Annotated in this window: 12 protein-coding genes; 7 read left to right on the top strand and 5 right to left on the bottom strand. The window is 61.9% G+C overall.

Translation table 11 applies throughout. The features are described 5' to 3' along the window. Positions 1-90 precede the first annotated feature (90 nt). Positions 91-2238, bottom strand: a complete 2148-nt coding sequence (locus HFK74_RS19870; protein WP_180204971.1) for a methyl-accepting chemotaxis protein — start codon at positions 2236-2238, stop codon at positions 91-93. 209 nt (positions 2239-2447) lie between these two features. Here HFK74_RS19870 and HFK74_RS19865 point away from each other — a divergent pair, with 209 nt between their 5' ends. Beyond that, a complete protein-coding gene (locus HFK74_RS19865; RefSeq protein ID WP_180204970.1) occupies positions 2448-3764 on the top strand; it encodes a Na+/H+ antiporter family protein in 1317 nt (438 codons plus the stop codon). A gap of 104 nt (positions 3765-3868) precedes the next feature. Then, positions 3869-4030, top strand: a complete 162-nt coding sequence (locus tag HFK74_RS19860; protein ID WP_180204969.1) for a metallothionein — start codon at positions 3869-3871, stop codon at positions 4028-4030. 27 nt (positions 4031-4057) lie between these two features. On the opposite strand, the gene HFK74_RS19855 is transcribed toward HFK74_RS19860, so the two are convergent. Both HFK74_RS19855 and HFK74_RS19850 read right to left on the bottom strand, forming a co-directional pair. Continuing rightward, on the bottom strand, positions 4058-4336 hold the full coding sequence (locus HFK74_RS19855) for a hypothetical protein (protein ID WP_180204968.1): 279 nt from the start codon (positions 4334-4336) through the stop codon (positions 4058-4060). A gap of 28 nt (positions 4337-4364) precedes the next feature. Then, the gene (locus HFK74_RS19850) at positions 4365-4592 is read right to left on the bottom strand and encodes a DUF6555 family protein (RefSeq protein WP_180204967.1); all 228 of its coding nucleotides are present in this window, start codon (positions 4590-4592) and stop codon (positions 4365-4367) included. A gap of 168 nt (positions 4593-4760) precedes the next feature. On the opposite strand from HFK74_RS19850, the gene selD reads away from it, so the two are divergent. Together selD and mnmH are read left to right on the top strand one after the other, a co-directional pair. After that, entirely contained in the window at positions 4761-5795 is a 1035-nt protein-coding gene (gene selD / locus HFK74_RS19845) for a selenide, water dikinase SelD (protein ID WP_180204966.1), read from the top strand. Then, positions 5795-6892 (top strand): tRNA 2-selenouridine(34) synthase MnmH, encoded by a 1098-nt coding sequence (gene mnmH, locus HFK74_RS19840; RefSeq protein ID WP_180204965.1) that lies wholly within the window; start codon positions 5795-5797, stop codon positions 6890-6892. Before selD ends, mnmH begins: the two co-directional genes overlap by 1 nt. 101 nt (positions 6893-6993) lie before the next feature. Here the strand turns inward: mnmH and HFK74_RS19835 are convergent, their stop codons facing one another. Next, positions 6994-7668, bottom strand: coding sequence for a histidine phosphatase family protein (locus tag HFK74_RS19835; RefSeq protein ID WP_180204964.1), 675 nt, complete (start codon positions 7666-7668; stop codon positions 6994-6996). A 365-nt stretch (positions 7669-8033) separates the two neighbouring features. Here HFK74_RS19835 and HFK74_RS19830 point away from each other — a divergent pair, with 365 nt between their 5' ends. The 3 genes from HFK74_RS19830 (at position 8034) to hemB (ending at position 10719) form a co-directional block, all read left to right on the top strand. After that, positions 8034-8747 carry a glutathione S-transferase family protein gene (locus HFK74_RS19830; protein WP_180204963.1) on the top strand — a complete coding sequence of 238 codons (714 nt, stop codon included), beginning with the start codon at positions 8034-8036 and terminating at the stop codon, positions 8745-8747. A gap of 18 nt (positions 8748-8765) precedes the next feature. Beyond that, positions 8766-9608, top strand: coding sequence for a PhzF family phenazine biosynthesis protein (locus tag HFK74_RS19825; protein ID WP_180204962.1), 843 nt, complete (start codon positions 8766-8768; stop codon positions 9606-9608). Positions 9609-9744: 136 nt separating this feature from the next. Then, entirely contained in the window at positions 9745-10719 is a 975-nt protein-coding gene (gene hemB / locus HFK74_RS19820) for a porphobilinogen synthase (RefSeq protein ID WP_180204961.1), read from the top strand. 740 nt (positions 10720-11459) lie between these two features. Here hemB and HFK74_RS19815 read toward each other — a convergent pair. Beyond that, entirely contained in the window at positions 11460-12995 is a 1536-nt protein-coding gene (locus HFK74_RS19815; RefSeq protein WP_180204960.1) for an FAD-dependent oxidoreductase, read from the bottom strand. Positions 12996-13055: the final 60 nt, after the last annotated feature.

Raw genomic sequence — 13055 nt, 5'->3', positions numbered from 1 at the left:
TCGCGATGGCGTCGTGTCAGTCGACATCAATATTGACTGACACCACGCCATCGCGAGCAGGCTCGCTCCCACAGTTGATCGGTGCGTTGGTTAAACGCGGAACTGATCCATCAGGCTCTGCTGCTGGTTCGCCAGGCGATTGAGCGACTGGCTCACCCGCGCCGATTCGTTGGCTTGCCCCGACAGCGATTCGGTGACGTCGCGGATGGTTGCCACGTTGTGGTTGATTTCCTCGGCCACGGCGCTTTGCTCTTCGGCGGCGCTGGCGATTTGCAGGTTCATGTCGCTGATCACGGTGACCGCGTCGCCGATCTGCTGCAGCGCCGTCACGGCCTGGCCAACCTGTTCGACGCTGTCCTGGGCCTGGCGATGGCTGTTGCCCATTGAACCGACAACGTCCTGGGTGCCGCTTTGCAGTTGTTCGATCACCAGGCGGGTTTCTTCGACCGACTCCTGGGTGCGGCGCGCCAGGTTGCGCACTTCGTCGGCCACCACGGCAAAGCCGCGCCCGGCTTCACCGGCACGGGCGGCTTCGATGGCGGCATTGAGGGCCAGCAGGTTGGTCTGTTCGGCAATGGCGCGGATCACTTCCAGGACCGAACCGATTTTCTCGCTGTTGGCCGCCAGGCCTTCGACCTGGACCATCGCCGCGCTCATGTCGGCGGCGAGGTTGTCGATGCTGGTGGTGGTGCGGTCGATCACGGTCAGGCCCTGGCGGGTGGCCTGATCGGCATCCCGCGCGGCCTGTGCCGCTTGTGCGGCGCTGCGGGCGACGTCCTGGGCGGTGGCGCTCATTTCGTGGGAAGCGGTCGCGACCTGGTCCACCTGGCGGTATTGCTGCTCCATGCCGGCGCTGGTCTGGCTGGCGATGGCGGACGACTGGTCCGCCGTGCCGCGGGCGTCCTGTACCGAGCGCTTGACCTCGGCGATGATCGGTTGCAGCTTGTCGAGGAAACGGTTGAACCAGCCCGCCAGCTGGCCCAGTTCATCCTGCTTGTCATACGCCAGGCGGCGGGTCAGGTCGCCTTCGCCACTGGCGATGTCCTCAAGCATGTGCGCCACGCCCAGGATCGGCCGGGTCACGCTGCGCGCCATCAGCCACACCAGGAGCAAGCCAACCAGCGCCGCGAGGATGCCCAGGCCGAGTTCGGTCAGGGTGCCGGCGGTGTTGCTGTCATCCAGTTGTTTCTTCAGGGCCTCGGCCGGGCCGACGAGGACTTTTTCCGGCACGTCGAGCAACACGCCCCAGGCTTTGCCGCCGGGAATCGGCTGGAACGGCGACAGCACTTTCAATTGCTGATCGCTGTGCAGGCTGGACGTCTTGCTGCTGGTGGCAAGCATGCGCATCAGCTCGGCGCCGGTGGTGGTGTCCACGGCTTCCAGGCGCTGGCTGAGCTTGCTGGCGTCCTTGCTGTAACCGGCAAGCAGACCGGCCGGGCTGACGATGCTGACGCTGGTCTGGCCGTCATAGAGTTTGCGGCTGGCGCTCTGGCTGATCGCTTGCAGGCTGTTGAGGTTGATGTCCACCGATAGCGAGGCGATGACCTTGCCATTGACCATCAACGGGAAAACGATGCTGGTCATCAGCACGTTCTGGCCGTCGATCACATAGAAGTATGGCTCGATCACGCAGGGCGTGAGGTGGGTGCGCGGGCAGGTGAACCAGGCGTTGGCCGGTTCGCCACTGGGGCCGGTGCGGGTGTCGGCGATGTCGCTTTCGGGCAGCGCCATGGAGGTCACCTTGCCCGGCGTCGGCTGCGACCAATACAGGGCGAAACGGCCCTTGTCGTTGCTCCCCAATTCAGCCTGGCCGCTGAACAGATCGTCCTTGCCATCCAGTGCGTTGGGTTCGAACACCAGGGACAGGCCGAGTAGCTCGGGGTTGGCTTGCAGGGCCGACTTGACCTGGCGGGTCAGGTCTTCGCGCAGGTCGAAGGCATCGAGGAAGCGTTTTTCGGCCTGGTCGCGCAGAAACAGCACCTGGCGCGAAAAACCGTGGCCATATTGATAAGCGTCCATGAACTGCTGGCGGATCATCAGCGCCTGGTTTTCACCTTGCGACTCGATCCGTGCCTGGGCGGCTTCGGTCAGCATCTCCATGCTCGAGGCTTTCACCAGCGCGGAGCTGTGCTCCATGCGGTACAACGAAAGACCCACCAGCAGGGTCACGATGCCCGCCAGGCACAGCCCGGCCAACAGGGTGATTTTCCATTGAATGGAAAGTTGTCTGAGCGACATGGAGGCGTCCTTATTCGATAAATATCTGCGACTTTGCTCTGTAACGGCCATAAAGCGGCTTTCTTGAGGCAAATCTTGTCGCTTGAAGCTTGCAGCTTGCCGCTGCTTCCTTCACAGTGCGCGCCCTCTAATAAAACCCATTCCTTAATCCGTTGGTGGCTCTCACAGCCTGCCGGACGGAGTCTTTCCGTTTGTCTCGAGGTAATGAAATGAATGCAGTAATTGCCGCGGTCGGCATCATGCTGATACTCAGCCTGTCCCGCGTGCATGTGGTGATCGCGCTGATCGTCGGGGCGCTGGTGGGTGGCCTGACCGGCGGCCTTGGCATCGACGCGACCCTCAAGGCGTTCAACAGTGGCTTGGGCGGTGGGGCGACGGTGGCGTTGTCCTATGCGTTGCTCGGCGCGTTTGCGGTGGCGATTGCCAAGTCGGGACTGGCCCATGCGTTGGCCGACAAGGCCCTGGCGATGGTCGACCGCCAGCATGCCAGTGGCGGCGGCCAGGTCAAATGGCTGCTGATCGGCCTGTTGTGGGTGGTGGCCATTGCCTCCCAGAATATCCTGCCGATTCATATCGCGTTCATTCCGTTGCTGGTGCCGCCGCTGCTGTACGTGCTGACCCGGCTGCAGCTCGATCGCCGACTCATCGCCTGCGTCATGACCTTCGGCCTGATCACCCCGTACATGTTCCTGCCGGTGGGTTTTGGCAACATCTTCCTCAATGAAATCCTGCTGGCCAACGTCGCGCGCAGCGGCGTCGATATCAGCGGCATCAACGTGACCCATGCCATGGGCATCCCGGCGCTGGGCATGTTCGTAGGCCTGCTGATCGCGTTTGTCAGTTACCGCAAGAAGCGCGTCTACGACCTGGAAAAGATCGAACAGGTCGAGCAGGTTGCGGTGCAGTACAACCCGCTGAGCCTGATGGTCGCCGGCGTGGCCATCGCCGCGGCGTTCATCATCCAGTTGCTGCTCGATTCGATGATCATCGGCGCGTTGGTGGGCTTCCTGATTTTTTCGGTGTCGGGCATCGTCAAGTGGCGCGACACCGATGACCTGTTCACCGAAGGCATGAAGATGATGGCGATGATCGGCTTCATCATGATCGCCGCGTCCGGCTTCGGCGAAGTGATCAAGGCCACCGGGCAGGTGCAGACGCTGGTCGAAACCTCGGCCGCGTGGATTGGCCACAGCAAGGCCGTCGGCGCCTTGCTGATGTTGCTGGTCGGCCTGTTGGTGACCATGGGCATCGGTTCGTCGTTTTCCACCGTGCCGATCCTGGCGGTGATTTTCGTACCCTTGTGCGTGCAGCTGGGCTTCAGCCCGATCGCCATCGTGTGCATCGTCGGCACCGCGGGAGCATTGGGCGACGCCGGGTCGCCGGCGTCGGACTCGACCCTGGGGCCGACATCCGGCCTGAACATCGACGGCCAGCATCACCACATCTGGGACACCGTTGTTCCGACGTTCCTGCACTATAACCTGCCATTGCTGGTGTTTGGCTGGATTGCGGCGATGGTGCTCTGATATCAACTCGACAAGGTCTGACTGCCTCCCTCATCAACTCCTACACTGGTACAGCGGGTTGCTCACCCAGCCCGCCGACGACCACTGCCAAAGGAGTCAGCGCCATGACCGATGAGAAGAGTAAGTGCGACTGTCCAAAATGCAACTGCAAGCTCGGCGAACGTCCGATCGTGCGTCACGGCAAGCATTTCTGCTGTGAAGCCTGCGCCAAGCACCACGAGCACGGCGAAGAGTGCGCCCACGAAGGTTGCAAGTGTGCCCACTGACACTGGCCCCACACCGGGACGTGGGGCCTAGTCGGGCTCCACTTCCAGTTTCAGGCTGTCGTCGTCGAGCCGTTGGCTGTGGCGCACGGTGCCCGTCAGACGTCGTCCATCGACCCTCACCACCACGGTCGTGGCATGCTCAAGATCTTCCGGCAATGGTGCTGGAATGCGCACCGCGAAGCGCGTCGGATCACCTTCGACCTGTTCAAGGCCGACGCGGCATTCGGTGGTGCGGGTGACGCGGCCCAACGCCGTATCCAGGCCGTAGTCCAGCTGTGCAGGGCTGCTGACGAGTGTCGAAGTCATTACATTCCCCCAATCCTTCGCTTCCGGGCTAACCGGCCGGTCGCCACTTGACGTTTTCCACGCCGAATTTTTCCGCCATCGGTTTGCTGGTCTTTTGCACTTTTTCACGGCCAAAGCGAGGGATTCTTCCGACCCCCGCGTCGCAGCTCGCCCAATGCCAGGCCTCCGCGTTGTCCATCTTGTCCAGGCGGATGATGAACGACTTGGGGACGCCATGAAGAGTGTATTCAATGATGAACAGTTTTGCGTTGTTCATAGAGCCTTTGTTCCTCCCTGTTGTACATAGAGGGATCGTCGGGCGTTCGGAAAATTCATTCGGATTGTCGGACGGTGCCTGTCATGAACGCATCCGGGCAGGCCTCGGCCTTAGGGTCAGTGGCCGCTCTGCTAGAATCGACCCCATCGACCCAGTGAGGTGTCACCGATGAGCGAGCCGATCCGTCTGACTCAGTACAGCCACGGCGCAGGCTGTGGCTGCAAGATTTCCCCCCAGGTGCTGGAAGTGATCCTGGCCGGCAGCGGGGCGCAGAATCTTGATCCGAAACTGTGGGTCGGCAATGCCTCGCGCGATGACGCGGCGGTGTACGCCATCGATGACGAGCGTGGCGTGGTGTCGACCACCGACTTTTTCATGCCGATCGTCGACGATCCTTTCGATTTCGGCCGTATTGCCGCCACCAATGCCATCAGCGACATCTACGCCATGGGTGGTGATCCGTTGATGGCGATAGCGATCCTCGGCTGGCCGGTCAATGTGCTGGCGCCGGAGATCGCCCGGGAAGTGATTCGCGGCGGGCGCTCGGTGTGCGATGAGGCCGGGATTCCCCTGGCCGGTGGGCATTCGATCGACGCACCGGAGCCGATCTTCGGCCTGGCTGTCACCGGGCTGGTGCAAAAGCGCCACATGAAGCGTAACGACACGGCCACGGCCGGTTGCCTGTTGTACCTGACCAAGCCCTTGGGCATCGGCATCCTCACCACGGCGGAAAAGCAGGGCAAGTTGCGCAGCGCCGATGTGGGCCTGGCCCGCGACTGGATGTGCACCCTGAACAAGCCCGGCAGTCGTTTCGGCAAGCTGGACGGTGTGGCGGCGATGACCGATATCACCGGTTTCGGCCTGCTCGGGCACCTGGTGGAAATGGCCGATGGCAGCGGCCTCACCGCGCGCATCGACTATGCCCGGGTACCGCGCTTGCCGGGCGTCGAGTATTACCTCGACTTGGGCTGTGTGCCCGGCGGCACATTGCGCAATTACGACAGCTACGCGAGCAAGCTCGGGCGTCTCCAGGAGCTGCACAAGCGTGTGCTGTGCGACCCGCAAACCAGCGGTGGCCTGCTGGTCGCCGTGACACCCGAGGGCAACGCCGGCTTTCTCGCGGTCGCTGCCGAACTGGGGCTGAGCCTGGCGCCCATCGGCGAGCTGGTCGAGCGACAGGGCCATGCGGTCGAGGTGTCCTGATGCCTGTCGACTGCACCGGTTATCGCGACATTTTTCTCAACGACCGGCCCATGATGGATGTCCGTGCGCCGGTCGAGTTTCTCAAGGGTTCGTTCCCCGGCGTGGTCAACCTGCCGCTGATGAATGATCACGAACGGCAACGGGTGGGCACCTGTTACAAGCAACACGGGCAGCAGGCGGCGCTTGAACTGGGCCATCAGTTGGTGTCCGGCGCCATCAAGGCCGAACGCATCCAGGCCTGGGCGGATTTTGCCCGGGCTCACCCTGACGGCCTGTTGTATTGCTTTCGTGGCGGCCTGCGCTCGCAGATCGTCCAGCAATGGCTCAAGGACGAGGCGGGCATCGACTGTCCGCGGGTAGGCGGTGGCTACAAGGCCCTGCGCAGCTTCCTGCTGGAAACCATGGACCAGGCCGTGGACCAGTGCGATTTCGTGTTGTTGGGCGGCATGACCGGCACCGGTAAAACCGAGCTGCTCACGCAACTGGACAACGGGCTGGACCTTGAGGGGCATGCCAACCATCGCGGCTCCAGTTTCGGCAAGCGCGTCACGGGCCAGCCGTCCAACATCGACTTCGAAAACCGCCTGGCCGTGGACGTGCTGAAAAAGCGTGCCCGCGGCATCGAACAGTTCGTGCTGGAAGACGAAAACCGCGCGGTCGGCAGTTGTGCGCTGCCATTGCCGCTGTATCAGGGCATGCAGCAGTTCCCGATGGTGTGGCTTGAAGACAGCCTGCAAGGGCGGATCGAGCGGATCCTGCGCGATTACGTGGTGGACCTGTGTACCGAGTTCATCGCCGTGCATGGCGACGAAGGTTTTGCGTTGTTCTCCGAGCGCCTGTTGGCGAGCCTGGACAATGTGCAAAAGCGTCTGGGCGGTGAGCGCCACCGGCGAATGCTGATCCTGATGGAGGAGGCGTTGGCCGAGCAGGGGCGCAGTGGTGCGGTGGATTTGCACCGGGGCTGGATCGAGGGGTTGCTGGTTGAGTATTACGACCCGATGTATGTGTTTCAGCGCGAGAAGAAAGGGGCGCGGATCGAGTTTGCCGGGGAGCGGGGGGCGGTGTTGGAGTATCTGCAGCGGCGCCTTCGCCTGTAGGACCCAGGCTTGCCGGCGAACTGGGTGCCGCGGTGTGTCTGTTATACCGCGTCATCGTTCTTCGCCGGCAAGCCTGGCTCCTACAAGGGGCACCCCAAAAGTCAGGTCGGGCAAGTCTCCCGCCCGTTATCCAGCCCCTGCTTATAGCTGTGGCTCTGCAGGCTGGCCTTGCCGTTGTGCCAGGTCAGGGTCAGCACGTACAGCGAGTCATAGTCGCTGGATTCCCAGTCCTCGGTGATCTTCTGTTTCTTGCCGACGGCTTCACCGGCGACCTTGTTGATCAGTTCCGGCAGGTAGCCGTGGGACCAGGCGGTGTAGATGACCGAGTTGTGGTACTTGTCGTGGAGCAGTTCATCGGCCAGGTCGCTGGTGTCATTGGCCGAGAAGTTGATGTTCACCGGCAAGCCGAGCTTGATCGCGCTGGGGCTGATGGTCATCAAGGGGCGGATGTAGCTGTAGGAGTTGTCCAGTTCGCCTTCCTCGACGTTGCGCGTCGGGTTGGCGGCAAACACGTAGTCGGCCTTGCCGAATTTTTCCGGCAGCAGGGTGGCCAGATCGATGGCGCGGTTCAAGCCTTGGCAATTGAGCTGGCCCAGGCCGCCCTCGGGCTTTTCCGCATGGCGCAGGAACACCAGGGTCTGGGTGCCATCCACCGGCTGGGCGCGGCTTTCCCTGGATTCCAGCACCAAAAACAACGCGCTGACCGCCAGCAGTGCGGGCAGGAGCAAATACGCGCGGTGTTTAAAGTGTCGGGTGAATTTCAAGGGATTGATCATTGAATAAAAGGTTCTTCAGCGCATTTGGGTTAAGGCTGACAAACCTTTACACCGCGACTTTCCAGCGTCGGGTGTTTTCCATGTCGTAAAGCCGTTCCGTATCAAAGGGACATATCTCAGAGTCCTCTGATGCCCATTTGGTTCGATTCCGGCCGAGAGCGCAGCACTTTACCGGTAACCTTTAATGGGTTGGAGCAAAGGTTATCGACAGGATGTTGCGAAATTATGGACACCCTACACTAGCCGGCAGACAAGCGTTGTGATCTCGCTTGATCTTGACCATCAGCGATATTCATGGCGCCACACACCGCAGGCCGGCTCATCTCCATTATGATCGGCAGTCTCAATTTCTCGTGGAGGCTCCCATGACCGATTTGTCTGCGTTCCCCATCACCCGCAAATGGCCGGCCCGGTACCCGGAGTGGATTCAGCTGTACTCCTTGCCGACCCCCAACGGCGTCAAGGTATCGATCATGCTTGAAGAGATCGGCCTGCCCTACGAGCCTCATCGTGTCGGCTTCGACACCAACGACCAGATGTCGCCCGAGTTCCTGTCGCTGAACCCCAACAACAAGATCCCGGCCATTCTCGACCCCCACGGTCCGGACGGCCAACCGCTGCCGCTGTTCGAGTCCGGGGCGATCCTGATCTACCTCGCCGACAAGAGCGGGCAATTGCTGGCGCAGGAAACGGCAGCGCGATACGAGACCATCCAGTGGCTGATGTTTCAGATGGGTGGCATCGGCCCGATGTTCGGCCAGTTGGGTTTCTTCAATAAATTCGCCGGCAAGGACTACGAAGACAAGCGTCCACGTGATCGCTACGTCGAGGAAAGCCGCCGCCTGCTCAGCGTCCTCGATGCACGCCTGCAAGGGCGCGACTGGATCATGGGCGAGCGCTATACCATCGCCGATATTGCGACCTTCCCGTGGGTGCGCAACCTGATCGGTTTCTATGAAGCCGGCGATCTGGTTGGCATCGACAATTTCCCGAACGTCACACGCGTGCTGGAGCGTTTCCTGGCGCGGCCGGCGGTCAAGCGCGGGCTGGAAATTCCCAAGCCGAACGATTCGATCTGATCAGGACCAGGGACGGCCATGCATACCTTCAATTTCAAGCAAGTCGATGTCTTCAGTCGCGCGGCGCTCAAAGGCAACCCTCTGGCGGTGGTGTTTGGCGCCGACAAGCTGAGCGATGAGCAGATGGCGGCGTTCGCGACCTGGACCAATCTCAGCGAAACCACGTTCATTCTGGAGCCGCAGGATCCCCGTGCCGATTATCGGGTGCGCATCTTCACGACCCTCAAGGAGTTGCCGTTCGCCGGGCATCCAACGTTGGGCACTTGCCATGCCTGGCTGGAAGCCGGCGGTGTGCCCAAGGGCGAAGAGATCATCCAGGAGTGCGGTGTCGGCCTGGTTCGGGTCCGTCGGCAGGGCGCGGAACTGGCGTTTCTCGCTCCGCCACTGCTCAAGACCGGGCCGGTGGACGCCAGCCTGATGACGCGCGTGCGGTTGGGCCTGGGGCTGGAGCCTGAGGCGATTGTCCGCGCGCAGTGGGTCGATAACGGTGCGGGCTGGTTGGCGGTCATGCTCGCGGATCGCCAGCAAGTGCTTGATTTGCAACCGGATCATGCGCATATGCTCGGCCTCGCCGTGGGTGTCATCGCGCCGTGGCATCCGGAACGCGATGGCGATGACGCGCAGTTCGAAGTGCGGGCCTTCATTTCCGGTGACGGCATGCCTGAAGATCCGGCCACGGGTAGCCTCAACGCCGGGATTGCCCAATGGCTGCTCGGTGAAGGGCTGGCGCCGCCCCGTTATCTGGTCAGCCAGGGCCTGACCATGGGCCGCGCCGGGCGCATCCAGGTGGAACAGGTGGGCGATGACATCTGGATCGGCGGGGCGGTGGTGACCTGTATCGACGGTACGCTGAGCCTTTGAGACCTTTGTCGCAGCGATTATTGCTGACGCCGCAAGGGTCATTTCTCCCGGGCGATTTGTGCCCTGCGCCTTGCAGGGCATAAGCTTCGCTCCCTCTACGACTTTTATCTTGTTACCTGTTTTTTGAGGCATCTCCATGTCCAGTCAGTTCCCCGAAGCACGCCCACGCCGTCTGCGCCGCAATGCAAGCCTGCGCAGTCTGTTCCAGGAAACCGAATTCAGCTTGAATGACCTGGTACTGCCGATTTTCGTCGAAGAAGAAATCGACGATTTCGTACCGATCAAGAGCATGCCCGGGGTGATGCGCATTCCGGAATCGAAACTGGCGGGGGAGATCGAGCGTTATGCCCGCGCCGGGATCAAGTCGGTGATGACCTTTGGCGTGTCCCATCACCTGGACAGCAACGGCAGCGACACCTGGAACGACAACGGCCTGGTGTCGCGCATGTCGCGCATCGCCAAGGACGCCGTGCCGGAAATGATCGTCATGTCCGATACCTGTTTTTGTGAGTACACCGACCACGGGCATTGCGGCGTGATGCACAACCATGAAGTCGATAACGACCAGACCCTGCTCAACCTCGGCAAACAGGCAGTGGCCGCCGCCCGTGCCGGCGCAGACGTGATTGCCCCATCGGCGGCGATGGACGGGCAGGTCCAGGCCATTCGCCGGGCGCTCGATGCCGCCGGGTTCACCCAGACGGCGATCATGGCCTATTCGACCAAGTTCGCCTCGGCACTCTATGGTCCGTTCCGCGAAGCCGGCGGCAGCGCGCTCAAGGGCGACCGCAAAAGCTACCAGATGAACCCGATGAATCGCCGCGAGGCGGTGCGTGAGTCGCTGCTGGACGAACAGGAAGGCGCCGATGCGCTGATGGTCAAGCCGGCCGGTGCGTACCTGGACATCATCCGCGACATTCGCGAAGCCTCGCGCCTGCCCTTGTCGGCGTATCAGGTGAGCGGGGAGTACGCGATGATCAAGTTCGCCGCCCAGGCGGGGGCCATCGATGAGGATCGCGTGGTGCGCGAAAGCCTTGGCGCGATCAAGCGGGCGGGGGCTGATCTGATTTTCACGTATTTTGCGATGGACCTGGCGCAGGCGGGGATCTGAAAAACACCTTGTAGGAGCGAAGCTTGCTCGCGAAGGCGGTCTGACAGATGACTGGGATGGTTGGTTTTACCGAGTACATATCCATTCCTGCGGTAACGGCCACTGATGGTTTCGCTCTTACAGCGACTCACTTTTCCAAACGCCAAAAAGTAAGCAAAAGGCTCTTTCCCACCACTCGGTGCCTCGCCTAGGCTCGGCATGCCGTAACGAAGGCATTGCTCCGTGGGTCGCCGCGATGGGCCATCCATGGCCCAGCGCGGCTAAACCGGCGTCCTGCCGGTTTCCCCACTGCGCAATGCCTGCGTTCAGCCAGCGTGGTTAACGGGGCGCCCCAGATCAAAAACAAAAGCGAGGCGGCCTTAAAGCCGACCTGACTTTTTACAGATACCCCCAATCCCCTGTGGGAGCCAGCCTGCTGGCGATGGACGTCAACGATAACGCGCCCTGTCTGGATGAACGCGTTGCCTGTAAGTCCATCGCCAGCAGGCTGGCTCCCACAGGGGAATGTGGACAGGCCTGTAATCAGGTCGGCTTTAAGGCCGCCTCGTTTTCGCTTTGGCTGTTGATTTGGCTTTTGATTTTCTTGCCCCCTAGCGAGGCACCGAACGCCAGGGGCAAGAGCCCTTGGTTACTTGGGGCTCTTCCAAGTGACTCGCCGTAAGGGCGAAACCATAAGCGGCCGTTACCGCAGCAACGGATATACACCCAATCCAAATACGCACCTGTAGCCCAACCTAAAATCAGGGAGCACCAAAATACGGCCGGATCCCGCGGTCACGGAAATACCGTTCGATGACCTTCGGGTCCGAACAGGTTTCGGCAATCGCCACATACGTATCCGGCCGTAGCAGGTAGAACCCGCTACGCCCCAGCCCGGCTGCTTCAAATGCCGGGCGCCAGCCGAACACATGCAGCGGCAGATGGTGTTCGTGGCACCAGTCGATCATCTCGTCGCTGGTGTCGCCATACACATGCACCTGCCAGGTCGGGCATTTGAGCGATTCGAAATTGTCCCCTTCACCGTCGTGCGCCCAGGGCAGGCGGTCGCCGCCATGCACGCGTCCGGCAACGCCCGCACTCAAGGGCATCGAGCGATAGTTCAGGGTGATTTGCGACACCGTGCGGAACAGGAACTCGCGGGTGGTCTCAAACGAGGCCATTTTTGGAATCAGGAAGGGCGCCAGCCGCGTGCGTAACACATCCGCCATGGGCCCGTCGGCGGTGACGAACGTGAACACCCGGTCGGTGGTGGCCACCAGTTTGCGGGCGAAGGCGATGCGTTCGGTTTCGTAGGTGTCGAGCAGTTTCGCCTCGGCGGCGCCGCTCAGGACCGCCGCGAGTTTCCAGGCCAGGTTGATGGCATCGCCAATCCCGGTGTTCATGCCCTGGCCCCCGGCGGGGCTGTGCACATGGGCGGCGTCGCCCAACAGGAAGGCGCGTGCGCTGCGAAAGTGATCCGCCACCCGATGATGCACGCGGTAGGTCGAGAACCAGTTCAGTTGTTCGACCTTGACCTGCATATGCTCGATGGCCCGACTGCTCACGTCATCGAATTGCAGGGTTTGCGCCTGTTCGGCACGTTCGTCGCGCACGGTGCCGATCAAGCGCGCGCGACCGCTGCCGGCCAGCGGGAATACCGCGAGGAAATCCGCCTCATCGAGATCCACATGCAGCTCGCCATTGAACGCCGGGCCGCTGGCCTGCACGTCGGCGACGTAGAAAATCTGCTGGTATGTACCCCCTGGAAAACCAGTGTCGAGGGTCTTGCGCACGATCGAGCGGGCGCCGTCGCAACCGGCCAGGTAGCAGGCCTGGCAGTTTTCCTGCTGACCGTCGGGCAGGCGCAGCGTGGCGCTGATGCCGTCAGCGGTTTGCTCGAAACCTTCGAGCTCGGTATTGCGCTCCACCGTGATGCCGAAGCTTTGCAGGCGGTCGATCAGCAGCCGTTCGTGTTCGTCCTGTGGGTAGATTTCGAGGAAAGCGTAGGGCGTCAGGCCCTCGCCGACGCGGCTTAACGGCAGGCGCGCCACGGGCTGGCCTTTGACCCAGAAATTGGCGGCCGCGACCCGATGACCGTCGCGCACGATGGCGTCGGCCAGGTCCAGCTGGCGATACAGCTCCAGCGTGCGCGCCTGCACCGCCAGTGCCCGTGAGGTGGTACCCGGTGCAGAGGTCTTGTCGACGATCCGCACGCGCACCCCCAGTTTGCTCAGCCATAGCGCCAGGACCAGCCCCGTCGGGCCGGCGCCGATGATCAACACATCGCTACGCTGCATGAACCCGTCCTCTTGCCGTGTGCAGCAAGTATGGTCCAGCCTTGCGCAGCGGCCAGACTG

The sequence above is a fragment of the Pseudomonas sp. SbOxS1 genome (assembly GCF_013416725.1).
In the GTDB taxonomy this organism is placed as follows: domain Bacteria; phylum Pseudomonadota; class Gammaproteobacteria; order Pseudomonadales; family Pseudomonadaceae; genus Aquipseudomonas.
The sequence above is the reverse complement of the archived record's forward strand: the minus strand, read 5'-3'. Positions and strand labels throughout refer to the sequence as shown.